The sequence below is a fragment of the Streptomyces sp. NPDC053474 genome (assembly GCF_044544845.1).
Lineage (GTDB): Bacteria > Actinomycetota > Actinomycetes > Streptomycetales > Streptomycetaceae > Streptomyces.
This window is the reverse complement of record NZ_JBITXV010000014.1, coordinates 155,208-178,393: the sequence shown is the minus strand read 5'-3', so window position 1 is coordinate 178,393 and position 23,186 is coordinate 155,208. Positions and strand designations below refer to the sequence as shown.

The 23,186-nt window shown below is 71.6% G+C and carries 21 protein-coding genes and 1 pseudogene; 18 read left to right on the top strand and 4 right to left on the bottom strand.

Annotation, left to right across the window (positions count from 1 at the left end; translation table 11 throughout):
* The first annotated feature begins 137 nt into the window (after positions 1-137).
* The 6 genes from ACIG3E_RS30400 to ACIG3E_RS30375 all read left to right on the top strand — a co-directional run bounded on the left by ACIG3E_RS30400 (position 138) and on the right by ACIG3E_RS30375 (position 7,482).
* Positions 138-2,357, top strand: coding sequence for an NADP-dependent isocitrate dehydrogenase (locus tag ACIG3E_RS30400; RefSeq protein ID WP_399622774.1), 2,220 nt, complete (start codon positions 138-140; stop codon positions 2,355-2,357).
* 182 nt (positions 2,358-2,539) lie between these two features.
* On the top strand, positions 2,540-3,568 hold the full coding sequence (argC, locus tag ACIG3E_RS30395) for an N-acetyl-gamma-glutamyl-phosphate reductase (protein WP_399622773.1): 1,029 nt from the start codon (positions 2,540-2,542) through the stop codon (positions 3,566-3,568).
* On the top strand, positions 3,565-4,716 hold the full coding sequence (argJ, locus tag ACIG3E_RS30390; protein ID WP_399622772.1) for a bifunctional glutamate N-acetyltransferase/amino-acid acetyltransferase ArgJ: 1,152 nt from the start codon (positions 3,565-3,567) through the stop codon (positions 4,714-4,716). The genes argC and argJ overlap by 4 nt, the downstream gene beginning before the upstream one ends.
* Positions 4,717-4,782: 66 nt before the next feature.
* A complete protein-coding gene (argB, locus tag ACIG3E_RS30385; RefSeq protein WP_399622771.1) occupies positions 4,783-5,700 on the top strand; it encodes an acetylglutamate kinase in 918 nt (305 codons plus the stop codon).
* A complete protein-coding gene (locus ACIG3E_RS30380) occupies positions 5,697-6,929 on the top strand; it encodes an acetylornithine transaminase (RefSeq protein ID WP_399622770.1) in 1,233 nt (410 codons plus the stop codon). The genes argB and ACIG3E_RS30380 overlap by 4 nt, the downstream gene beginning before the upstream one ends.
* Before the next feature lie 7 nt (positions 6,930-6,936).
* Entirely contained in the window at positions 6,937-7,482 is a 546-nt protein-coding gene (locus tag ACIG3E_RS30375; protein ID WP_030680925.1) for an arginine repressor, read from the top strand.
* 26 nt (positions 7,483-7,508) lie between these two features.
* On the opposite strand, the pseudogene ACIG3E_RS30370 reads toward ACIG3E_RS30375, so the two are convergent.
* Positions 7,509-8,566, bottom strand: a pseudogene (locus ACIG3E_RS30370) (bile acid:sodium symporter family protein).
* 227 nt (positions 8,567-8,793) lie between these two features.
* On the opposite strand from ACIG3E_RS30370, the gene ACIG3E_RS30365 reads away from it, so the two are divergent.
* The 5 genes from ACIG3E_RS30365 (at position 8,794) to ACIG3E_RS30345 (ending at position 14,802) form a co-directional block, all read left to right on the top strand.
* A complete protein-coding gene (locus ACIG3E_RS30365; protein WP_399622769.1) occupies positions 8,794-9,987 on the top strand; it encodes an argininosuccinate synthase in 1,194 nt (397 codons plus the stop codon).
* A 121-nt stretch (positions 9,988-10,108) separates the two neighbouring features.
* The gene (gene argH, locus ACIG3E_RS30360) at positions 10,109-11,539 is read left to right on the top strand and encodes an argininosuccinate lyase (RefSeq protein ID WP_399622768.1); all 1,431 of its coding nucleotides are present in this window, start codon (positions 10,109-10,111) and stop codon (positions 11,537-11,539) included.
* Between the two features lie 120 nt (positions 11,540-11,659).
* Positions 11,660-12,631 carry an aldo/keto reductase gene (locus tag ACIG3E_RS30355; protein ID WP_399622767.1) on the top strand — a complete coding sequence of 324 codons (972 nt, stop codon included), beginning with the start codon at positions 11,660-11,662 and terminating at the stop codon, positions 12,629-12,631.
* Positions 12,632-12,712: 81 nt separating this feature from the next.
* Complete coding sequence (locus ACIG3E_RS30350; RefSeq protein WP_399622766.1) at positions 12,713-13,264, top strand: TetR/AcrR family transcriptional regulator; 552 nt, start codon at positions 12,713-12,715, stop codon at positions 13,262-13,264.
* Positions 13,261-14,802: an MFS transporter gene (locus tag ACIG3E_RS30345; RefSeq protein ID WP_399622765.1), complete on the top strand. Its 1,542-nt coding sequence runs from the start codon at positions 13,261-13,263 to the stop codon at positions 14,800-14,802. Before ACIG3E_RS30350 ends, ACIG3E_RS30345 begins: the two co-directional genes overlap by 4 nt.
* A 149-nt stretch (positions 14,803-14,951) precedes the next feature.
* Here ACIG3E_RS30345 and ACIG3E_RS30340 read toward each other — a convergent pair whose 3' ends face one another.
* Complete coding sequence (locus ACIG3E_RS30340) at positions 14,952-15,641, bottom strand: lysophospholipid acyltransferase family protein (RefSeq protein WP_399622764.1); 690 nt, start codon at positions 15,639-15,641, stop codon at positions 14,952-14,954.
* A 417-nt stretch (positions 15,642-16,058) separates the two neighbouring features.
* On the opposite strand from ACIG3E_RS30340, the gene ACIG3E_RS30335 reads away from it, so the two are divergent.
* From ACIG3E_RS30335 to ACIG3E_RS30325, 3 genes are all read left to right on the top strand, one after another.
* Positions 16,059-17,261 carry a glycerophosphodiester phosphodiesterase gene (locus ACIG3E_RS30335; RefSeq protein ID WP_399622763.1) on the top strand — a complete coding sequence of 401 codons (1,203 nt, stop codon included), beginning with the start codon at positions 16,059-16,061 and terminating at the stop codon, positions 17,259-17,261.
* A gap of 74 nt (positions 17,262-17,335) precedes the next feature.
* The gene (locus ACIG3E_RS30330; RefSeq protein ID WP_399622864.1) at positions 17,336-17,860 is read left to right on the top strand and encodes an RNA polymerase sigma factor; all 525 of its coding nucleotides are present in this window, start codon (positions 17,336-17,338) and stop codon (positions 17,858-17,860) included.
* Between the two features lie 40 nt (positions 17,861-17,900).
* A complete protein-coding gene (locus ACIG3E_RS30325) occupies positions 17,901-18,413 on the top strand; it encodes a GNAT family N-acetyltransferase (RefSeq protein ID WP_399622762.1) in 513 nt (170 codons plus the stop codon).
* A 74-nt stretch (positions 18,414-18,487) separates the two neighbouring features.
* On the opposite strand, the gene ACIG3E_RS30320 is transcribed toward ACIG3E_RS30325, so the two are convergent.
* Both ACIG3E_RS30320 and ACIG3E_RS30315 read right to left on the bottom strand, forming a co-directional pair.
* Entirely contained in the window at positions 18,488-18,925 is a 438-nt protein-coding gene (locus ACIG3E_RS30320) for a hypothetical protein (protein ID WP_399622761.1), read from the bottom strand.
* Between the two features lie 7 nt (positions 18,926-18,932).
* The gene (locus ACIG3E_RS30315) at positions 18,933-19,292 is read right to left on the bottom strand and encodes a hypothetical protein (RefSeq protein WP_399622759.1); all 360 of its coding nucleotides are present in this window, start codon (positions 19,290-19,292) and stop codon (positions 18,933-18,935) included.
* A gap of 91 nt (positions 19,293-19,383) precedes the next feature.
* On the opposite strand from ACIG3E_RS30315, the gene ACIG3E_RS30310 reads away from it, so the two are divergent.
* The 4 genes from ACIG3E_RS30310 to ACIG3E_RS30295 all read left to right on the top strand — a co-directional run bounded on the left by ACIG3E_RS30310 (position 19,384) and on the right by ACIG3E_RS30295 (position 23,186).
* A complete protein-coding gene (locus ACIG3E_RS30310; RefSeq protein WP_399622757.1) occupies positions 19,384-20,064 on the top strand; it encodes an HAD-IA family hydrolase in 681 nt (226 codons plus the stop codon).
* 395 nt (positions 20,065-20,459) lie between these two features.
* Positions 20,460-21,512, top strand: coding sequence for a methionine ABC transporter ATP-binding protein (locus tag ACIG3E_RS30305; protein ID WP_399622755.1), 1,053 nt, complete (start codon positions 20,460-20,462; stop codon positions 21,510-21,512).
* Positions 21,509-22,258 (top strand): methionine ABC transporter permease, encoded by a 750-nt coding sequence (locus ACIG3E_RS30300; RefSeq protein WP_399622753.1) that lies wholly within the window; start codon positions 21,509-21,511, stop codon positions 22,256-22,258. Before ACIG3E_RS30305 ends, ACIG3E_RS30300 begins: the two co-directional genes overlap by 4 nt.
* Before the next feature lie 94 nt (positions 22,259-22,352).
* Positions 22,353-23,186, top strand: coding sequence for a MetQ/NlpA family ABC transporter substrate-binding protein (locus ACIG3E_RS30295; protein ID WP_399622751.1), 834 nt, complete (start codon positions 22,353-22,355; stop codon positions 23,184-23,186).

Sequence of the window (23,186 nt, the reverse complement as noted above, 5' to 3'; positions counted from 1 at the left end):
ACCGGGCCCGCCCCGCGCCGCCGCCCGGCCCCGTACGTGTCCGGTATCCGCCGCTCGGCCAGGGCCCTGTCCGGACCGCCGCGCCCACGAGATATCTTGATGTCGAGCAATGTTGCAGACGTGGAGCGGAGCACCCGGTGACTGACTCGACCATCATCTACACACACACTGACGAGGCCCCCGCCCTCGCGACGCATTCGTTCCTGCCCGTGATCCAGGCGTACGCCTCGACGGCCGGTGTCCGCGTCGAGACCCGTGACATCTCCCTGGCGGGCCGGATCATCGCGAGCTTCCCGGAGCGCCTGGAGCCGAGCCAGCGCATCGAGGACGCGCTGGCCGAGCTCGGCGAGCTGGCCAAGACGCCGCAGGCCAACATCATCAAGCTGCCGAACATCTCGGCGTCGATCCCGCAGCTCAAGGCCGCCGTGGCCGAGCTGCAGGAGCAGGGCTACGCGCTGCCGGACTACCCGGACGACCCCAAGACCGACGAGGAGCGCGACATCCGCGCCCGCTACGACAAGGTCAAGGGTTCCGCGGTCAACCCGGTCCTGCGCGAGGGCAACTCCGACCGCCGCGCCCCCGCGTCGGTCAAGAACTACGCCAAGGCGCACCCGCACCGCATGGGTGCCTGGTCGGCCGACTCCAAGACCAACGTCGCCACCATGGGTGAGAACGACTTCCGCTCGACGGAGAAGTCCGTCGTGATCGAGAAGGCCGGTGCGCTCAAGATCGAGCTGGTCGCCGCCGACGGCTCCACCACCGTCCTGCGCGAGTCCGTGCCGGTGCTTCAGGGCGAGGTCGTCGACGCCTCCGTGATGCGCGTGGCCGCGCTGCGCGAGTTCCTGACCGCCCAGGTCGCCCGCGCCAAGGCCGACGGCGTGCTGTTCTCCGTGCACCTCAAGGCGACGATGATGAAGGTCTCCGACCCGATCGTCTTCGGCCACGTCGTGCGCGCCTTCTTCCCGAAGACCTTCGCGGCCTTCGGCGCCGACCTCGCGGCCGCGGGCCTGAGCCCGAACGACGGCCTCGGCGGCATCTACAAGGGCCTGGAGGCGCTGGCGAACGGCGCCGAGATCAAGGCGTCCTTCGAGGCCGAGCTGGCCGAGGGCCCGGACCTGGCGATGGTCGACTCCGACCGCGGCATCACCAACCTGCACGTGCCGTCCGACGTCATCGTCGACGCCTCGATGCCCGCCATGATCCGCACCTCGGGCCACATGTGGGACAAGGACGGCGCCGAGGCCGACACCCTCGCCGTCATCCCGGACTCCTCCTACGCGGGCGTCTACCAGGTCGCCATCGACGACTGCCGCGCCCACGGCGCCTACGACCCGGCCACCATGGGCTCGGTCCCGAACGTCGGCCTGATGGCGCAGAAGGCCGAGGAGTACGGCTCCCACGACAAGACCTTCGAGATCGCCGCCGCCGGCACGGTCCGCGTGGTCGACGCCGAGGGCACCGTCCTCATCGAGCAGCCGGTCTCCGAGGGCGACATCTTCCGCGCCTGCCAGACCAAGGACGCGCCGATCAAGGACTGGGTGAAGCTGGCCGTCAGCCGCGCCCGCGCCACCGGCGACCCGGCCGTGTTCTGGCTGGACGAGACCCGCGCGCACGACGCCCAGCTGATCGAGAAGGTCAAGGCGTACCTGCCGGAGCACGACACCGAGGGCCTGGACATCAAGATCCTGTCCCCGGTCGAGGCCACCAAGCTGTCGGTGGAGCGCATCCGCCAGGGCCTCAACACGATCTCCGTCACCGGCAACGTGCTGCGTGACTACCTGACCGACCTGTTCCCGATCCTGGAGCTCGGCACCAGCGCCAAGATGCTCTCGGTGGTCCCGCTGATGAACGGCGGCGGCCTGTTCGAGACCGGCGCCGGCGGCTCGGCCCCCAAGCACGTCCAGCAGCTGGTCAAGGAGAACTACCTGCGCTGGGACAGCCTCGGTGAGTTCCTCGCGCTCGCGGTCTCCTTCGAGCACCTGGCGCAGACCACGGGCAACGCCCGCGCCCAGGTCCTCGCGGACACCCTGGACCGCGCCACGGCCTCCTTCCTGGAGGAGGACAAGTCGCCGAGCCGCAGGCTGGGCGGCATCGACAACCGCGGCAGCCACTTCTACCTGTCCCTGTACTGGGCCCAGGAGCTGGCCAAGCAGACCGACGACGCCCAGCTCGCCGAGGCCTTCGGCCCGCTCGCCAAGACGCTGACCGAGCAGGAGCAGACGATCGTGGACGAGCTGCTCGCCGTCCAGGGCTCCCCGGCCGACATCGGTGGCTACTACCAGCCGGACGCCGCCAAGGCCGCGGCCGTCATGCGCCCGTCGGCCACGTTCAACGAGGCCATCGCGTCGCTCGCGTAACGGCGCCCGCCTGCCAGGTGTCATGAGGCAAGCACCGCTCGCCCCGGTCGGCAACCGCCGACCGGGGCGGTCGTGTCTTGGCCACCGGACACCGGTGCCGCCCGGGAGGCCGGGCGGCACAAGATCTCCATTGCATAGATCTGCAATAGCTTGTATATTCATGCCATTCACGAGGAGGAGTCATGACGGTACGCGCTGCGGTGGCGGGGGCGAGCGGATACGCGGGCGGGGAACTGCTGCGCACGCTGCTCACGCACCCCGAGGTCGAAATCGGCACCCTCACCGCGAACTCGAACGCGGGCCAGCCGCTCGGTGCCCTCCAGCCGCACCTGACGCCGCTCGCCGAGCGCGTCCTCGCGCCGACCACCGCCGAGTCCCTCGCCGGGCACGACGTCGTCTTCCTCGCGCTGCCGCACGGCCAGTCCGCCGCGGTCGCCGAGCAGCTCGGCCCGGACGTGCTCGTGGTGGACATGGGCGCGGACTTCCGCCTCAAGGACGCCGCGGACTGGGAGAGGTTCTACGGCAGCGAGCACGCGGGCACCTGGCCGTACGGCCTGCCGGAGCTGCCGGGCGGCCGTGCCGCCCTCGCGGGGACCAAGCGCATCGCGGTGCCCGGCTGCTACCCGACGGCGGTCTCGCTCGCGCTGTTCCCGGCGTACGCGGCGGGGCTCGTGGAGGACGAGGCGGTGATCGTCGCGGCCTCCGGCACCTCGGGGGCGGGCAAGGCGCCCAAGCCCCACCTCCTCGGCTCCGAGGTCATGGGCTCCATGTCGCCGTACGGCGTGGGCGGCGTGCACCGGCACACCCCCGAGATGATCCAGAACCTCAGCGCGGCGGCGGGCACCCGCGTGTCCGTCTCCTTCACGCCCACCCTGGCCCCCATGCCGCGCGGCATCCTCGCCACGTGCAGCGCCAAGGCCAGGCCGGGCGTCACCGCGGAGAGCGTGCGCGCCGCGTACGAGAAGGCGTTCGCCGACGAGCCGTTCGTGCGGCTGCTCCCGGAGGGCCAGTGGCCCGCCACGGCGTCCGTCTACGGCTCGAACGCCGTGCACGTCCAGGTCGCCCACGACCCTGGCTCCGGCCGCGTGATCGTGATCAGCGCCATCGACAACCTCAGCAAGGGCACCGCGGGCGGCGCGGTGCAGAGCATGAACATCGCCCTGGGGCTCCCGGAGGAGCTGGGGCTTTCTACGATCGGAGTCGCACCGTGAGTGTCACGGCAGCCAAGGGATTCCAGGCGGCGGGCATCGCTGCCGGGATCAAGGAGAACGGCAACCCGGACCTGGCCCTCGTGGTCAACGGCGGGCCCCGCCTGGCCGCCGCGGGCGTCTTCACCTCCAACCGCGTGAAGGCCGCCCCCGTGCTCTGGTCCGAGCAGGTCCTCAAGGGCGGGCAGGTGGCCGCGGTCGTCCTCAACTCCGGCGGCGCCAACGCCTGCACCGGCCCCCAGGGCTTCCAGGACACGCACGCCACCGCGGAGAAGGCGGCCGAGGTCCTCGGGGTGAACGCGGCCGAGGTCGCCGTCGCCTCCACCGGCCTCATCGGCGTCACGCTGCCCATGGACAAGCTCCTGCCGGGCGTCGAGGCGGCCGCGGCCGCCCTGTCCCCGCACGGCGGCGAGAAGGCCGCCATCGCCATCAAGACGACCGACAGCGTGCACAAGACGGCCGTCTTCGAGGGCGAGGGCTGGACCGTCGGCGGCATGGCCAAGGGCGCGGGCATGCTCGCCCCCGGCCTCGCCACCATGCTGGTCGTCCTCACCACCGACGCCGACCTGCCCGCCGCCGACCTGGACAAGGCGCTGCGCGAGGCGACCCGGCTCACCTTCGACCGGGTCGACTCCGACGGCTGCATGTCCACCAACGACACCGTGCTGCTCCTGGCCTCCGGTGCCGCGCAGGTCACGCCGGGGCAGGCGGAGTTCGCCGAGGCCGTCCGCACGGTCTGCGACGACCTCGCCCGGCAGCTCATCGGCGACGCCGAGGGCGCCAGCAAGGACATCCGCATCGAGGTCGTGGGCGCCGCGAGCGAGGACGACGCCGTCGAGGTGGGCCGCTCCATCGCCCGCAACAACCTCCTCAAGTGCGCCCTCCACGGCGAGGACCCCAACTGGGGCCGCGTCCTGTCGGCCATCGGCACCACCGGCGCGGTCTTCGAGCCCGACCGGCTGAACGTCGCCATCAACGGCGTCTGGGTCTGCAAGAACGGCTCGGTGGGCGAGGACCGCGACCTCGTCGACATGCGCTACCGCGAGGTGCGGATCACCGCCGACCTGGCCGCGGGCACCGAGTCCGCGGTCATCTGGGCCAACGACCTCACCGCCGACTACGTCCACGAGAACAGCGCCTACTCGTCCTGAGCCCGGCGGGGCCGCACGGTCCTGCCCCGGGCGGCCCGTCCTGAACCCGAGGACCCTGAACACCCCATGAGCACCCGCAAGCACACCGCCCTGCCCAAGGCGCAGACCCTCATCGAGGCGCTGCCCTGGCTGACCCGGCACCGCGGCAAGACCGTCGTCATCAAGTTCGGCGGCAACGCCATGGTGGACGCCGAACTCAAGGCGGCCTTCGCCCAGGACGTCGTCTTCCTGCACCACGCGGGCCTGCGCCCCGTCGTGGTGCACGGCGGCGGCCCGCAGATCAGCGCCCAGCTCGACAAGCAGGGCCTGGTCAGCGAGTTCAAGGCGGGCCTGCGCGTCACGACGCCCGAGGCCATGGACGTCGTCCGCATGGTCCTCGCCGGGCAGGTGCAGCGGGAGCTCGTGGGGCTGCTCAACGAGCACGGCCCGCTGGCCGTGGGGCTGACCGGCGAGGACGCGCACACCATCACCGCCACCCGGCACCGCCCGCTGATCGACGGCGAGCCCGTCGACATCGGGCGGGTCGGCGAGGTCACCGGCATCGACACCGGCGCCATCGAGGCGCTGCTCGCCGACGGCCGCATCCCGGTGGTCTCCTCGATCGCCCGCTCCCAGGACGAAGGTGACTCCGGGCATGTCTACAACGTCAATGCTGATACGGCGGCTGCGGCACTCGCTGCGGCGCTTGGTGCTGAGACGCTGATGGTCCTCACCGACGTGGAGGGCCTCTACGAGGACTGGCCGCGCAGCGACGAGGTGATCAGCCGCCTCACCGCCGCCGAGCTGGAGAAGCTCCTTCCCGAGCTGTCCAGCGGCATGGTGCCCAAGATGAAGGGCTGTCTGCACGCGGTGCGCAACGGCGTGCAGACGGCCCGCGTCATCGACGGCCGGGTCCAGCACTCGATCCTGCTTGAGATTTTCACGGATGAAGGAATCGGCACGATGGTCGTGCCCGACGAGCTGACCGAGGGAGCCACGGCATGACCGCCGCCACCCCGTCCACCGACACCAACCAGTCCCTGACCGAGCGCTGGCAGGGCGCGCTCATGGACAACTACGGCACGCCGCGCCTGCCCCTGGTGCGCGGCGCGGGCAGCAGGCTCTGGGACGCGGACGGCAAGGAGTACGTCGACTTCGTCGGCGGCATCGCGGTGAACGCGCTCGGCCACGGGCACCCGGCCGTGGTGGACGCCGTCTCCCGGCAGATCGCCGCGCTCGGCCACGTCTCGAACCTCTTCGTCGCCGAGCCGCCCGTCGCGCTCGCCGAGCGGCTGCTCCAGCTCTTCGGCCGCGACGGCCGCGTGTACTTCTGCAACTCCGGCGCGGAGGCCAACGAGGGCGCCTTCAAGATCGGGCGGCTGACGGGCCGCCCGCACATGGTCGCCACCGACGGCGGCTTCCACGGCCGCACGATGGGCGCGCTCGCCCTCACTGGCCAGCCCGGCAAGCAGCAGCCGTTCCTGCCGCTGCCGGGGGACGTGACGCACGTACCGTACGGAGACGTCGACGCCCTGCGCGCCGCGGTCACCGAGGACACGGCCTTCGTGATCATCGAGCCGGTCCAGGGCGAGAACGGCGTCGTCGTGCCGCCCGCCGGATATCTGCGGGCCGCCCGCGAGATCACCCGTGCCACCGGCACCCTCCTCGTCCTCGACGAGGTGCAGACCGGTGTCGGCCGTACGGGCCACTGGTTCGCGCACTTCGCGGACGAGGGCGTGCTCCCCGATGTCGTCACCCTGGCCAAGGGGCTCGGGGGAGGTCTGCCGCTCGGCGCCACCCTCGCCTTCGGCGAGGCCGCGGCCCTGCTGCGGCCGGGCCAGCACGGCACGACCTTCGGCGGCAACCCCGTCGCCTGCGCCGCCGGACTGGCCGTGCTCGACACGATCGCCGCCGAGGGGCTGCTCGACCGCACCAAGCGCGCGGGCGAACGGCTCCGGGACGGAATCGAGTCAGCGGGGCACGGCATGGTCGACCATGTCAGGGGCGCGGGCCTCCTGCTGGGTATGGTGCTCACCGAGCCGCTGGCCGCGCAGGTGCAGCGGGCGGCTCAGGACGCCGGCTTCCTGGTCAACGCGCCCGCCCCCGATGTCGTACGGCTCATGCCCGCCCTGAACGTGGGCGACACCGAGGTGGACGCCTTCCTCCGGGCCCTGCCCGGCGTCCTCGACCAGGCCGCGGCCGCGGCGAACGGGGACGGACGATCCGGAGAATGAGACGACGATGAGCCATGCGCAGCGCAACGAGCGAGGGGAGTCCGCCGGGCCCGCGGTGCCGCAGACCCGCACCGCACGCCACCGCAGGATCGTCGACATCCTCAACCGGCAGCCGGTGCGCTCGCAGAGCCAGCTGGCGAAGCTCCTGGCCGACGACGGCCTGAGCGTCACCCAGGCGACCCTCTCGCGCGACCTCGACGAGCTGAACGCCGTCAAGATCCGCAACGCCGAGGGCGACCTCATCTACGCGGTGCCGAGCGAGGGCGGCTTCCGCACCCCGCGCGCCCCGCTCGGCGAGTCGGCGAAGGAGGAGCGGATGCGGCGCCTGTCCGGCGAGCTCCTGATCTCCGCCGAGGCCTCCGCCAACCTCGTGGTGCTGCGTACGCCGCCGGGAGCGGCCCAGTTCCTGGCCTCCGCGATCGACCAGGCCGAGCTGCACGACATCCTGGGCACGATCGCGGGCGACGACACGGTGATGCTTATCAGCAGGGATGCGACGGGGGGCCAGGCCCTGGCTGATCATCTGCTGCGGCTCGCCTCGAACGAACACTGAGGCTGGCCCCTGGCCTTGGCGCGGCCCTATCGGCCTGCGGCCTCGTCCTCAAACGCCGGACGGGCTTGAGTCGGACTCCTCCGGTCCCTGTGGGCCATCCACGCCGCCACCAGTGAGCCCGACACGTTGTGCCAGACCGAGAAGACCGCCGCGGGCAGGGCCGCCAGCGGGCTGAAGTGGGCGGTGGCCAGGGACGCGGCCAGGCCCGAGTTCTGCATGCCCACCTCGAAGGCCATCGCGCGTGCCGCGGGCGCCCCGAGCCGGGCCAGGCGGCCCGCGCCGTAGCCGAGGGCGAGGCCGAGCCCGTTGTGCAGCACCACCGCGAGCAGCACCAGCGCGGCGGCCGACTTGATGGCCGCCGCGCTGCCCGCGACGACCACCGCCACGATGACGGCGATGGTGGCGGCGGACAGCCACGGCAGCGCGCCGAGCGCCCGGTCCACGTACCGGCCGAGGAACAGCCGCACCAGCAGGCCCGCGACGACGGGCAGCAGCACCGTCTTGAGGATGTCCGTCACCATCGAGCCGGTGTCCACCGGCAGGTACTCGCCCGCGAGCAGCAGGGTCAGCGGCGGTGTGACGAGCGGGGCGACCATCGTGGAGACGGTGGCGACCGACACCGAAAGGGCGACGTCGCCGCGCGCCAGATAGGTCACGACGTTCGACGCCGTGCCGCTGGGCGCGCACCCGACCAGGATCACCCCGGCCGCCAACTGCGGTGACAGGTCCAGGGCGTGGGCGACCAGCCAGCCGAGGCCCGGCATGATCACGGATGGGGTATCCCCTGCTCATTAAGAGCTTGGGGAAGGGCGACGAGGCCGAGCGCCACGGCCCAGGGGCGGCGCGCGACTCCCTGGAAGTCCGCCGGGGTCATCGTCAGGCCCATGCAGAACATCACCACGCCGAGCAGATACGGCACCCCCGGCTTCCAGCCCGCGAAGGCGTCCGGCGCCGCGAGCCCGACGGCGCCCGCGGCGAGCACCAGGACGGGAAAGACGGTCACGGCCCGGCGCGCGGCCCGGTCGGTACCGCTCGGGGCCCCGGCGGGCCCCGCGGAGCTGGGAGTTGTCTGTTCGGTCGGCACCCGGTGATGCAACGTCCGGCGGCCGTCGGCGCGCAACCCCGTCTCGATATGTGGTCGCTACACGTGTCTCGTTCGGCCCGGACGGGGTGTCCTGAGCCGCCGGGCGGAGTTGTGAGGGGTGGGCGGCGGCCGTTCGCGTCCTGGATTGACGAAACATACGGCGCAGTGCATACTCATGCATATCAGTGAATGCACTGAGCGAGCGAATGCACTGTGAGGAGAAACCCGTGACCGAGCGCGTCGTACTCGCCTACTCGGGCGGCCTGGACACCTCCGTCGCCATCGGCTGGATCGCCGAGGAGACGGGCGCCGAGGTCATCGCCGTCGCCGTGGACGTCGGCCAGGGCGGCGAGGACCTGGACGTCATCCGCAAGCGCGCGCTCGCCTGCGGTGCCGTCGAGGCCGAGGTCGCGGACGCCAAGGACGAGTTCGCCGACGAGTACTGCCTCCCGGCGATCAAGGCCAACGCCCTCTACATGGACCGGTATCCGCTGGTCTCCGCCCTCTCCCGGCCGACCATCGTCAAGCACCTGGTGGCCGCCGCGAACAAGCACGGCGCGGGCATCGTGGCCCACGGCTGCACCGGCAAGGGCAACGACCAGGTGCGGTTCGAGGCGGGCATCCAGGCGCTCGGCCCGGACCTGAAGTGCATCGCCCCCGTGCGGGACTACGCGATGACGCGGGACAAGGCCATCGCCTTCTGCGAGGACAAGGGCCTGCCGATCGCGACCAGCAAGAAGTCGCCGTACTCCATCGACCAGAACGTCTTCGGACGGGCCGTCGAGACGGGCTTCCTGGAGGACATCTGGAACGCGCCGATCGAGGACGTCTACGAGTACACCTCCAACCCCGCGACCCCCCGCGAGGCCGACGAGGTCGTCCTCACCTTCAAGGAGGGCGTCCCGGTCGCCATCGACGGCAAGCCCGTCACGGTCCTCCAGGCCATCCAGCAGCTCAACGAGCGGGCGGGCGCCCAGGGCATCGGCCGGATCGACATGGTCGAGGACCGGCTCGTCGGCATCAAGTCCCGTGAGGTGTACGAGGCCCCGGGCGCGATCGCGCTGATCACCGCCCACCAGGAGCTGGAGAACGTGACGGTCGAGCGGGAGCTCGCCCGCTACAAGCGGCAGGTCGAGCAGCGCTGGGGCGAGCTGGTCTACGACGGCCTGTGGTTCTCCCCGCTCAAGCGGGCCCTGGACGGCTTCATCAACGAGGCCAACCAGCACGTCAGCGGCGACATCCGGATGACCCTGCACGGCGGCCGCGCCGTCGTCACCGGCCGCAGGTCCGAGCAGTCGCTGTACGACTTCAACCTCGCGACGTACGACACGGGCGACACCTTCGACCAGTCGAAGGCCCAGGGCTTCATCGACATCTTCGCCCTGTCGTCGAAGATCGCCGCCAAGCGGGATCTCGCCTAGCAGATTCAGCCCCTCCGGCGTTTGAGGAGCGGGGTCCGGGGCGGAGCCCCGGTTCGGGAAGGGAAGGGGCGGGGTGGGGGAGAAGACCCTCGCCCCGCTCACCGCACACCAAGGAGCAACCGTGAGCAGCAACACCGGCGATGTCCGCCTCTGGGGCGGCCGGTTCGCCGACGGCCCCGCAGAAGCGCTGGCGCAACTCTCCGCGTCGGTCCACTTCGACTGGCGTCTGGCCCCCTACGACATCGCGGGCTCCCGAGCGCACGCGCGCGTGCTGCACAAGGCGGGGCTGCTCACCGAGGACGAGCTGACCCGCATGATCGCCGGGCTCGACCGGCTCGAAGCGGACGTGGCGTCCGGCGCGTTCGTGGGCACCGTCGCCGACGAGGACGTGCACACCGCCCTGGAGCGGGGCCTCCTGGAGCGGCTCGGCCCGGACCTCGGCGGCAAGCTGCGCGCGGGCCGGTCCCGCAACGACCAGGTGGTCACGCTCTTCCGCATGTACCTGCGGGACCACGCCCGGATCATCGGCGGGCTGATCACCGACCTCCAGGAGGCGCTGATCGGCCTCGCCGAGGCCCACCCGGACGTCGCCATGCCGGGCCGCACCCACCTCCAGCACGCCCAGCCGGTGCTCTTCGCCCACCACGTCCTCGCGCACGCCCAGGCCCTGGCGCGGGACGCCGAGCGGCTGCGGCAGTGGGACGGCCGGGCCGCGGTGTCGGCGTACGGATCCGGGGCCCTGGCCGGGCAGTCGCTCGGGCTCGACCCGGAGGCGGTGGCCGCGGACCTCGGCTTCGAGCGCGGCTCGGCCGCCAACTCCATCGACGGCACGGCCTCGCGCGACTTCGTCGCCGAGTTCGCCTTCATCACCGCGATGATCGGCGTGAACCTCTCCCGGATCGCCGAGGAGGTCATCATCTGGAACACGAAGGAGTTCTCCTTCGTCACGCTCCACGACGCCTTCTCCACCGGCTCGTCGATCATGCCGCAGAAGAAGAACCCGGACATCGCCGAGCTCGCCCGGGGCAAGTCAGGACGCCTCATCGGCAACCTCACCGGCCTCATGGCCACCCTCAAGGCGCTCCCGCTCGCGTACAACCGCGACCTCCAGGAGGACAAGGAGCCCGTCTTCGACTCCTGCGACCAGCTGGAGGTCCTGCTGCCCGCCTTCACCGGCATGATGGCGACGCTCACGGTCCACCGCGAGCGCCTGGAGGAGCTGGCCCCCGCCGGGTTCTCGCTCGCCACGGACATCGCCGAGTGGCTGGTCAAGCAGGGCGTGCCGTTCCGCGTCGCGCACGAGGTCGCGGGGGAGTGCGTCAAGGAGTGCGAGGCCCACGGCATCGAGCTCGACCAGCTCACCGACGAGCAGTTCGCGAAGATCTCCCCGCATCTGACCCCCGAGGTCCGCACCGTGCTGAACGTGCCGGGCGCCCTCGCCTCCCGCGACGGCCGCGGCGGCACCGCGCCCTCGGCGGTGGCCGCCCAGCTCGCTGAGATCAAGCAGGACGTGACCGCCCAGCGCCGGTGGGCGACGGCCCGCACCGCGTAGCGGGTACCGGGGCGCCCCGCGAGGGCCCGCCCGCCCAGGGAGGGTTACGTTGAACGGAGGGGAGTGCGCGACCCGCGCACTCCCCTCGCCGCGTCCCACCCCCGAAGTGTGGAGCCCCACATGTCCTTCGCCCGCCTGGCCGCAGCCACCACCCCGACCGCCCACATCGGCCTCGGCCTGGCCGCCGTCGGCCGGCCCGGCTACATCACCCTGGGCCGCGCGGCCGACCTGCCGCCGACCCGCAGCGTCGAGGCCCTGCGCGAGCGCGCGCTCGAACTCCTCGACGCCGCCTACGCGCTCGGCGTGCGGTACGTCGACGCGGCCCGCTCCTACGGCCGCTCCGAGGAGTTCCTCGCCGACTGGCTGGCGAGCAGGCCCGACATCGACGACGTCGTCGTCGGCAGCAAGTGGGGCTACACCTACACCGCCGACTGGCGCACCGACGCCGCCGCGCACGAGGTCAAGGACCACAGCGTCACCGCGTACGACCGCCAGCGCGCCGAGAGCGCCGCGCTGCTCGGCGGGCGGCTCGACCTCTACCAGATCCACTCGGTCACGCCGGACAGCCCGGCGCTCATCGACAAGGAGCTGCACGCCCGGCTCGCGGACCTCGCCGCCGAGGGCGTCACCGTCGGCCTGTCCGTGAGCGGCCCCCAGCAGGCCGCCGCGATCCGCGCCGCCCTGGACGTGACCGTCGGCGGCGAGCGGCTCTTCCACACCGTGCAGGCGACCTACAACGCCCTGGAGACCTCGGCGGGCCCCGCGCTCGCCGAGGCCCACGACGCGGGTCTGACCGTCCTGGTCAAGGAGGGCATGGCCAACGGCCGCCTCGCGGGCGAGCACGCCCCGGCCGCCCTGCGCGCCATCGCCGAGCGGACCGGCCTCGGCTGCGACGCGGTCGCCCTCGCCCTGGTGCTGCGCCGCCCGTGGGCCGGTGTCGTGCTCTCCGGCGCCGCCACCTCCGTACAGCTCGTGTCGAACCTGCACGCCACGGCCGTCGACCTGGACGCCGAGGACCTGGAGCGCGTCGAGGCCCTCGCCGAGGAGCCCGCCGCGTACTGGAGCACGCGGGCCGCGCTGCCCTGGCACTGAGAGACCACCGCTCCGCCCCGACCCTGAGAGCCGTACGCCTCTGGTGAGACAGAAATGTCTCATGTGGAGTATGGTTGTCTCATGTCTGTCGATCGAGACCAGGTGCTGCGCAGTGCCGCCGCCCTGCTCACCCGCAAGGGCTCCGCGACCATGGACGAGGTCGCGAAGGCCGCCGGTGTCAGCCGGGCCACCCTCCATCGTCACTTCGCCGGGCGCGACGCGCTCGTCCGCGCGCTCGAAGACCTCGGCCTGAGGGAGTGCGAGCTGGCCCTGGACGCCGCCCGCCTCGACGAGGGCGGCGCCGCGGACGCCCTGCGGCGCCTGGTCAAGGAGTTCCAGCCCGCCGCCGGACTGCTCGCGTTCCTCGTCACGGAGAACGCGCTGTTCGAGGGCGAGACACAGCACGAGGGCTGGTCCCGGATCGACACCCGAGTGGCCGAGCTGTTCCGGCGCGGTCAGGAGAGCGGCGAGTTCCGCATCGACCTGACCCCGGCCTGGCTCACCGAGGCCCTGTACGGCCTCGTCAGCTCCGGCGCCTGGGCCGTCCTCGACGGCCGCGTCGCGGCCAAGGACTTCAGCTACATGATCGCCGAGCTGCTCATCGGCGGAGCGCAACGGAGAGTGGAACCATGACCCGGACCGCACAGCGCACCTCACCGGCCGAGGTGGCCCGCCCGCCCGGCCGCTGGCTGGCCCTGGCCGTGCTCGTCCTCGCCGTCCTGCTCGTCGCCGTGGACGCCACCGTCCTCGGCCTCGCGACGCCGTACATCAGCGAGGACCTCAAGCCCTCAGGGACCCAGCTCCTGTGGATCGGCGACGTCTACTCCTTCGTGATCGCCGGTCTGCTGGTGTCCATGGGCAGCCTCGGCGACCGCATCGGCCGCAAGAAGCTGCTGCTCATCGGAGCCGTCGCCTTCGGCGCGGTGTCCGTGCTCAACTCCTACGCCACCACGCCGGAGCTGATGATCCTGGCCCGGGCGCTGCTCGGTATCGCGGGCGCCACCCTGATGCCCTCGACCCTCGCGCTGATCCGGAACATCTTCCACGACCCGCGCGAGCGCAGCATCGCCGTCGGCGTGTGGGGCGCGATGGCCTCGGCGGGCGCGGCGATCGGCCCGGTCGTCGGCGGCTTCCTGCTCGAACACTTCTGGTGGGGCTCGGTCTTCCTGATCAACCTGCCCGTGATGGCCGTCCTCGTCCTCGTCGGCGTCAAGCTGCTCCCCGAGTCGAAGAACCCCGCGCCCGGCCCCTGGGACCTGATCAGCGTGGCCCTGTCGCTCATCGGCATGATCGCCGTCGTGTACGCGATCAAGGAGGCGGCGGCGGGCGGCGCGGGCTGGGAGGTGCTCGCCGCGGGCGTCATCGGTGTCGCGGCCCTCACCTGGTTCGTCCGGCGGCAGCTCACCCTTCAGGCGCCGCTGCTCGACATGCGGCTCTTTCGCAACCGCGGCTTCTCCGCCGCGGTCCTGGCGGACCTGCTGACCATCCTCGGCCTGTCCGGCCTGGTCTTCTTCCTGTCGCAGTTCCTGCAACTGGTGCAGGGCAGGCGGCCGTTCGAGGCGGGCCTGGCCGAGCTGCCCGCCGCGCTCGGCGCGGTGACGGCGGGTCTGATCGCGGGCCTGGTGGCACGCCGCTTCTCGGTGCGCTCCGTGGTCGCGGGCGGGCTCGCGGCGGTGGGCCTCGCCCTCGCCGCGCTCACCACCCTGAGCCAGCACACGGGCTATCCGCTCCTCGGCACCGCGCTCCTGGTGGTCGGGGTCGGCGCGGGCTTCGCCTTCACGGTGACCGCCGACGTGATCCTGTCCAGCGTGCCCAAGGAGCAGGCGGGCGCGGCCTCCGCGGTCTCGGAGACGGCATACGAACTGGGCGCGGCCCTCGGCATCGCCCTGCTCGGCTCCATCGTCACCGGCGTCTACCGCGACTTCACGGCCCCTGCGGGCACGCCGCCCGACGCCGCGGCCGCCGCCCACGAGTCCCTCGGCGGCGCCGTCGAGGCGAGCGCGGGGCTGCCGGAGCACACGGCGGGCCCTCTGGTGTCGGCGGCGCAGGAGGCCTTCGTCGACGGCCTGCGGGTCGCCGCCGGTGTGGGCGCGGCGGTGCTGCTCGCCACGGCGGTCGCGGCCTGGTTCCTGCTCAAGGGGCAGAAGCTGGAAGAGGGCATCGAACACTGAAACCGCTGTGGGCAGGCGTTCCGCAGGGCGGAACGGGTGGGCACAGCCCCCGGTGCCCCGCGGTGAAAGAACAAGGGCCCGCCCCGGCGCCGGGAACCCCCCAGCGCCGGGGCGGGCGCCCCAGACCTAGCCGCTCAAGCCCCGCAGGGCTACGCCGCCTTCGCCTTCGTGGCGTACATGTCCACGTACTCCTGCCCGGACAGGCGCATGACCTCCGTCATCACGGAGTCGGTCACCGCGCGCAGCACATAGCGGTCGCGGTCCATGCCGTCGTAGCGCGAGAACTCCATCGCCTCGCCGAAGCGGACCGTCACCCGGCCCGGACGCGGCAGACCCTTGCCGCCCGGCTGCAGCTTGTCCGTGCCGATCATGGCGAACGGCACCACCGGCGCGCCCGTCATCAGCGTGAGCCGGGCGATGCCCGTGCGGCCGCGGTAGAGGCGGCCGTCGGGGGAGCGGGTGCCCTCCGGGTAGATGCCGAACATCTGGCCGTCGTCCAGGACCCGCTTGCCGGTCATCAGCGCGGCCACGCCGCCCCGGCCGCCGTCGCGGTCCACCGGGATCATGCCGACGCCGGTGAAGAACCAGGCCATCGCGCGGCCCTTGAGGCCCTTGCCGGTGACGTACTCGTCCTTGCCGATGAAGTAGACCGGCCGGTCACAGACCACGGGCAGGATCATCGAGTCGATGAACGTGAGGTGGTTTCCGGCCAGGATGACGGGACCGGTCCCGGGGATGTTCTCGGCACCCTCTACCCGCGTGCGGAACGTCAGGCGCAAGATCGGTCCGAGCACTGCCTTCAGGAGCGCTAGACGGGACAACGGTTCCTCCGGTGTCAACGGGTCGACGGCAAGTCGCTGCAGGTGAGGACCATACTCGCGGGTCCCCGTTGAACGCACATCGGGTTCATGCGACCGATACGCAGAGTTGACCTGAGTTTGCGCGCCCCTTGCCCCACGAGGGTCCTACCACCACGACCGTATCGCCGTACGAACTGCGCCGCTTGTCCGAGTGGCCCTTCTCACGCTCCGCGCGGGCCGCGTCCCGAAGCCCTCCCCGGGGCCCGGACGCCTTGAAGCCCGGCGTTCTCCCGCGCCGGGCACGCGCGCCTTCACGCCCCACGCGGCCTTCGGCCATCGCGCGTCACCCGTACGTTCGACCCCGGGTCTCCCGTACGTCACCTGTCGCCACCTACGATCGGTGCCGCTTTGTCAGGTGCAAGGCGGCACACGGCAGTACACGAAGAGGGAGCCTTCATGGCGAACGAGGAATACGGCGCGACGGCCGAGCGGCGGACGGGGACGAGCCCGGGGCGACGGGCGGTCCTGGGGGCCGCGGTCCTCGGCGCGGGCGCGGCCGTCGCGGGCGCGCCCGGCGTGGCGAGAGCCGAGGGCCGCCACGGAAAGGGCCACGGGCACGGGCACGGCGACGAGCTGCCGGTGCCCACGGTCATCGCGCACCGCGGCACGAGCGGCTACCGGCCCGAGCACACGCTCGGCTCCTACCAACTCGCTCTGGACATGGGCGCGGACGTCATCGAGCAGGACGTCGTGCCCACCAAGGACGGCCACCTCGTATGCCGTCACGAGAACGACATCACCGCGACCACGGACGTCGCCGCGCACCCGGAGTTCGCGGACCGCAAGACGACGAAGTCCGTGGACGGCGTCCAGCTCACCGGCTGGTTCACCGAGGACTTCACGCTCGCCGAGCTGAAGACGCTGCGCGCCAAGGAGCGCATCCCCGGCACCCGCCAGCGCAACACGCTCTACGACGGCCGCTGGGACGTCCCCACCCTGGAGGAGGTCCTGCGCTGGGCCGAGCGCGCGGGCCGCGAGCGCGGCCGCCGGGTCTGGCTGCACATCGAGACCAAGCACCCCACCTACTTCCGCAAGCTGGGCCTCGGCCTCGAAGAGCCCCTCGCCAAGCTCCTGCGCCGCTACAACCGCCACCGTAGGCACTCACCGAACTTCCTGCAGTCCTTCGAGCCCAGCAGCATCCAGCGCCTTCGCAAGCTCGTCGACGCGCCCGGCGTGGTCCTGCTCTCGTCCGCGAACTCCCGCCCCTGGGACTTCGTCGAGGCGGGCGACCCGCGCACCGTCGCCGACCTCATCAAGCCCGAGGGCCTGCGCTGGATGGCCTCGTACGCCAAGGGCATCGGCCCGACCCTGGACCTCATCATCCCCAAGGGCCCGGACGGCAGGCTCCAGGAGCCGACCACGCTGGTGCGCGACGCGCACGCCGAGGACCTGATCCTGCACCCGTACACGATGCGCAACGAGAACACCTTCCTGCCCGCCGACTTCAAGAAGGGCACGGACCCCAACGCGTACGGCGACGCCTTCGGCGCGTTCAAGAAGTACTTCGCCACCGGCATCGACGGAATCTTCTCCGACAACGCGGACACGGCGCTGCTGGCCGCCGCCGACTTCCGTGACGGCGGCCCTGTCAACGGATGACGGGGAACTCCCGGTTGGAGTGAGCCGCGGCCGTTTCGGAAACCCGGCGCCGAAACGGCCGCGTCGTGGCGGATATGACGCCCTCGCTCTCGCCCGACCTCGTCACCGCCCTGCGCCCGCTGCTCGCCGCGGAGGCCTCGGCGGAGGCGCACGGCTCCGGCGCCGAACCCGGCGACCTCGAGCAGGCCGTGTGGCTGCGCCTGATCGAACACCTGGACGCCAAGGGGTCCCTCACCGACCCCGCGGGATGGCTGCGCACCGCCGTCCGCGACGAGGCCCACCGCAGCCGCCACGCCGCCCGCCGCGAGCGGCCGTACGTCACCGAACCGGCCGATGACCTCCAGGGCGGGCCCGAGCAGCGCGTGCTGCGGGCGGACCGGCACCGGATCCTGCACGCGGCCGTCCGCAAGCTCCCCGGACGGTGTCCTCGGCTCCTGGCTGCACTTCTGTCGCCCAAGGACCTCACTTACCGTGAAATCGCAGGAGAGTTGGGAATGTCACAAGGATCTTTGGGGCCGGAACGTTCCCGGTGCCTGGGATGCCTGCGCAGAATGCTCGCGCAAGAGGTTGCGACTCCTGGCCCGTGGGGAAAGGAGTGAAGGACAACCGGTGGAGCAGGTGAGCGGGAGGCATGCACACATGGGCATGAGCGTGACCATCTCGGAGGCGGCGGCCGACGACCAGGACGCCGCCGAGCAGATCCTCAAACTGCAGTACCTCTGCTACCAGAGCGAGGCCGAGCTGTACGGCGACTACTCGATCGAGCCCCTGACCCAGACCCTCGACTCCCTCAAGGCGGAGCTGGCCGAGGGCACCGTCCTGGTCGCGCGGCTCGGCGCCGAGGTCGTGGCCTCCGTGCGGGCCAGCGTCGACGCGGCGGGCACGGCGCGCGTCGGCAAGCTCGTCGTCCACCCCCGGATGCAGCGGCACGGCCTAGGCGGACGGCTGCTCGACGCGATAGAGCGACGCCTGGGCGAGGGCGGCGCCGCCCGCCGCTTCGAGCTCTTCACCGGGCACCGCAGCGAGAGCAACCTCCAGCTGTACCGCAAGCACGGGTACGCGCCGGTGAGCACGCGGCGCGTGGACGAGCGGCTCACGGTGGTGACCCTTGCCAAGGAGGTGGCGGCGGAGGCTTACGCCACCAGCGCCTAGGCGCTTCGCGCGGTTGTTTCGTCCGCGGGCGCGTGGGGGCTGGTCGCGCCGTTCCCCGCGCCCCTTCGGGGCGCTTAATGGCGCCCGGCCTTGCGCAGCCAGTACAGGGCGGTCACCGGAAGCAGCACGGGGATGAAGAGGTACCCCATGCCGAAGTCCGACCACACCGTCGCGTCCGGGAACGCGGACGGCTCGGCCAGGGTCCAGGCCCCGACCCCGAGCACGCCGACCAGCTCGGCGGCGCAGCACACCAGCGCCGCCCTGCGGGCCGTCTCGCCGCCGCGCACCAGCGAGTACGTGATGAAGCCGTACACCACACCGGCGAGCGCCGACAGGGTGTAGGCCAGCGGCGCCTTGTCGAAGTCCGTGGAGATCTGCACCGCCGAGCGGGACACGGCGCCGACCACCATCACGCCGTACAGCCACACCAGCAGGATGCCGGGGCCGGTGATCAGCTTCTGCCGCCGCCGCCCGCTCCGCTCGGGAGCCTCTCCGGATCCGGATTCGGTCACGGCCACCTCAGCCTCCCCAGATGTCGTACAGGCGCACTTCGAGCACGGCGAGGACCACGCCGCCCGCGGCGACGGTCGCCGAGCCCCAGCGGGTGCGCTCCGCGAGCGACATGAAGCCCGCCGCCGGGATACAGGCGAACGAGCCGATCAGATACGACACGAAGATCGTCGTGCCCTGCTCCGGGTCCTCGCCCCGGGCCAGCTGCACGATGCCGACGATCAGCTGGAGCAGGGCGAGGAGGGTGACCACGCCCATGCCGATGAAGTGCCAGTCCTTCGTCGGCTGGTCCCGGTAGGCGGCGAAGCCGCACCAGGCCGCGAGCGCGAGCGCGGCCACGGAGGTCGCGACGGTCAGGGCAACAAGCATGCCGAGACCCTATTACGGGCCAAAAGGCCCGATGCGCGCGGCCCCGGGGGCCCGGGTCCCGCCGGGGGCGGCCCACGTATCGTCGATCTCCATGAACACCCAGGCCGAACCCCAGACCCTGCGGGCCGAAGCGCTCCTTATCGACAACGACGGCACCCTCATCTCCTCGCTGGAGTCGGTCACGCGCTGCTGGACGCGCTGGGCGGAGGAGCACGGCATCACCGCCGAGGACTTCGCGCGGGTCGAGCTGCACGGGCGCCCCGCCGCCGAGATCGTGGCCGACCTGCTGCCCGCCGAGCGGGTCGCGGCCGCGGTCGCGCGCATCGAGGAGCTGGAGGTCTCCGACGTCGCGGGCGGTGTCCTCGCGCTGCCCGGCACCCTCGACCTGCTCGCCTCGCTGCCGCCCGAGCGCTGGGCCGTGGTCACCTCCGCCACCCGCCGCCTGGCCGAGGCCCGCCTCGACGAGGTGGGCATCCGCCCCAAGACCCTGATCGCGGCCGACGACATCACCCGCGGCAAGCCCGACCCGGAGCCCTTCCTGCTCGCCGCGCGGACCCTCGGCGTCGACCCGGCGCGCTGCGTGGTCTTCGAGGACGCCCCCGCGGGTCTCACGGCGGGGCGGGCCGCGGGCATGACCACCGTGGCGTTGACCACAACGCACCCCGCGGCCGAGCTGGCCGCCGACGTCCTCGTGCGGGACCTCTCGGAGGTGTCGGCGCAGGCCACGGCTGGTGGGGTGGAGATCGTCACGGGTGTCCGAAGGGGCCGGTGAGGCGACGCCGCGCGTCCGGCAGGCGGACATCAGGCGTCCGCTATTCGGACAACGGTGGCGGTGCGAGGCCGCCCGCATGTTTTACTGTCCGCATGACCACGACGAGCAGCCGCACCCTTGCGACCGAGGCGATGACGACGCCCGGTGCTCGTTGTATGTGTCGAATGTGCGCCTTCTGAGGGCCCCTGTACCACTGAGCCTCGCGCCCCGAAGCGAAGCCGCCGTGCCCCGCGTCCCCACGTCCCGCCCGCGGGCGGCGTAGCGGAAGCGAGAGCCCGCCCCGCGCACACGTCCTCCGGTTCCACCGCCACCGCGAGAACCGTGCCGCGTTCCGAACGAATGCCCCGTGCCCCGGCGACACCACGCGCCGCGCACTCGACAGTGACGGAAACCCAGTGATCACCACTTCCGGCCTTACCAAGGTCTACCGCTCACGCGGTCGTGAAGTAACCGCCCTCGACGGAGTCGACCTCCACGTGCGCGAAGGCGAGGTGTACGGCGTCATCGGCCAGTCCGGCGCCGGCAAGTCCTCGCTCATCCGCTGCGTGAACCTCCTGGAGCGCCCCAGCTCCGGCACCGTGACGGTGGCGGGTCAGGACCTCACCGCCCTCGCCGGACGCGGCCCGCGCGCGGGCCGGGAGCTGCGGGCCGCCCGCAGCCGCATCGGCATGGTCTTCCAGCACTTCAACCTGCTGTCCTCGCGCACCGTGCAGGACAACGTCGAGCTGCCGCTCGAAATCCTCGGCCTGTCCGGCAAGGAGCGCGCCCGCAAGGCGCTCGACCTGCTCGACCTCGTCGGCCTCGCCGACAAGGCCAAGTCCTACCCGGCACAGCTCTCCGGCGGCCAGAAGCAGCGCGTCGGCATCGCCCGCGCCCTCGCGGGCGACCCGAAGGTGCTCCTCTCCGACGAGGCCACCAGCGCCCTCGACCCGGAGACCACCCGCTCCATCCTCCAGCTGCTGCGCGACCTCAACCGGCAGCTCGGCCTGACCGTCCTGCTCATCACGCACGAGATGGACGTCGTCAAGACCGTCTGCGACTCGGCCGCCCTGATGGAGCGCGGGCAGATCGTGGAGTCCGGCACCGTCAGCGAGCTCCTGGCCACGCCCGGCTCGCAGCTCGCCGCCGCGCTGTTCCCGCTCAGCGGCGCCGCGACCGGCGACCATCGCACCGTCGTCGACGTCACCTTCCACGGCGAGGCCGCGACGCAGCCGGTCATCTCCCAGCTGTCGCGCACGTACAACATCGACATCTCGATCCTCGGCGCCGCCATGGACACCGTCGGAGGCAAGCAGGTCGGCCGCATGCGCATCGAGCTGCCCGGCCGCTTCGAGGAGAACGTCGTGCCCATCGGCTTCCTGCGCGAGCAGGGCCTCCAGGTCGACGTCGCCGGGCACGACACGCCCGCACCGCAGGACTCCGTGCTGGTGAAGGAAGGTGCCAAGTGACCTGGGACGAAATGCGGCCCCTGCTGGAGCAGGCCTGTTGGGACACCCTCTACATGGTCGGCTGGTCGGCGCTCATCGCCGTCGCCGCCGGTCTGCCGCTCGGCCTGCTCCTGGTGCTCACCGACCGCGGCGGCCTGCTGCAGAACGTCGTCGTGAACAAGGTGATCGGGCAGGTCGTGAACATCGGCCGCTCGATGCCGTTCATCATCCTCATGGTCGCCCTGATGGGCTTCACGCGCTCCATCGTCGGCACCACCATCGGCCGCGAGGCCGCGATCGTGCCGCTCGCGATCAGCGCCATCCCGTTCTTCGCCCGCCTGGTCGAGACGGCCGTGCGCGAGGTCGACCACGGCCTGGTCGAGGCCGTGCAGTCGATGGGCGGCAACACCTGGACGATCGTCCGCAAGGTCCTCGTGCCCGAGTCGCTGCCGTCGCTCATCTCCAGCGCCACCACGACCGTCGTCGCCCTCATCGGCTACTCGGCGATCACCGGCACCGTCGGCGCGGGCGGCCTCGGCGACCTCGCGGTCCGCTACGGCTACCAGCGCTTCGAGACCGAGCTGATGTGGATCACCGTCGGCATCCTCGCCGTGGTCATCTCGATCATCCAGTTCGTCGGCGACTACGCCGCCCGCAGGCTCCACCGGCGCGGCAGCCACTCCGGCGCCGCGCCGCGCCTGAAGCTGCTCCGTGCCAAGGCCCCGAAGGCCGTCACGGCTGAAGCCGAGCCCGCCAAGGCTTCCTGAGCCCCCGAGTTTGCTGAGTTCGCCCAGCGAGTACCCAGCACCACCCCGCGGCCCCGCCGCAGGCGTGTAACACCCATGGAGAAAGGCACTTTTCGTGCGTAACACCACCAAGATCACCGCTGCTGTCCTGACCGCCGGAGCCCTCACCCTGGGGCTCACCGCCTGCGGCTCGGACAAGGACTCCGCGGGCGACAAGGACGGCGCGCTCGTCGTCGCCGCGACCCCGACCCCGCAGGGCCAGATCCTCGACTTCGTCAAGCAGAAGCTGGCGAAGAAGGCGGGCCTCGACCTGGAGGTCAAGGAGTTCACCGACTACGTCACGCCGAACACGGCGACGCAGCAGGGTGAGGTCTTCGCGAACTACTTCCAGCACAAGCCGTACCTGGACGACTTCAACAAGAAGAACGGGACGGACATCGTCCCCGTCCCGAACGCCACGGTGCACCTGGAGCCGCTGGGCGTCTACTCGAAGAAGATCGAGAACCTCGACGACCTCAAGAAGGGCGCGACCGTCGCCGTCCCCAACGACACCACCAACGAGGCGCGCGCCCTGAAGCTCCTCGCGGACAACGGCGTCATCAAGCTCAAGGACGGCGTCGGCTTCGAGGCCACCCCCAAGGACATCGCGTCCAACCCGAAGGGCCTGAAGTTCAAGGAGCTGGAGGCCGCGGCCCTGCCGCGCACCATCAAGGACGTCGACGCCGCGGTGATCAACGGCAACTACGCCCTGGAGGCCGACCTCAGCCCCGCCAAGGACGCCCTCGTCGCCGAGAAGGCCAAGGGCAACCCCTACGGCAACTTCCTCGCCGTGAAGAAGGGCAACGAGAACGACCCGCGCGTGAAGAAGCTCGCCAAGCTCCTCACCTCGCCCGAGGTCAAGAAGTTCATCGAGGACAAGTACGACGGCGCCGTCGTCGCGGCCTTCTGA